Origin of the sequence: Brevibacterium renqingii (assembly GCF_017808105.1) — a bacterium.
GTDB classification, from domain to species: Bacteria; Actinomycetota; Actinomycetes; order Actinomycetales; family Brevibacteriaceae; genus Brevibacterium; species Brevibacterium renqingii.
In genome coordinates, this window is record NZ_JADBHF010000040.1 from 1 (window position 1) to 402 (window position 402).

1 protein-coding gene is annotated in these 402 nt (G+C 59.5%); it reads right to left on the bottom strand.

Features of this window, described 5'->3' with window-relative positions:
* Positions 1-287: IS110 family transposase (locus tag IHE57_RS16200; RefSeq protein ID WP_209374703.1), on the bottom strand; the 287-nt coding region annotated here is incomplete at its 3' end.
* Between the last annotated feature and the right edge of the window lie 115 nt (positions 288-402).

Genomic DNA, 402 nt, shown 5'->3' on the forward strand with positions numbered 1-402 from the left:
TACAAGTCAGCAGCTTTGCGCATCGCCAACCCCGGCAGATAAGCGATATCGGCTCCACAATCCCGGGCAACCGCGACGGGTAGCGCCCCGATTGTGTTCGGTTGATCAACGATGACGAGTACATGACCGCGCTCGTCCTGCAGGGTCGTGATCACGTCCCGGAGTGCTGCTTCATCCTGCGGGAGCTCGTGGTCGAAGACCCGCTCACCTGCCGGATTGAGTCCGCAACCGTGATGGCTTGTTTTGCCGACGTCGAGTCCGAGCCACACGTCGTATTCGGTGTTCATGACAGTCCTCCTCGACCATCAGTTCCATGGCCGTTGGTTGTCATGACACCCGATGCTGGCACCCACGTTACGACGAGACCTCAACACTGTTGGGCCGAGCCCCTATCAGCAGTCA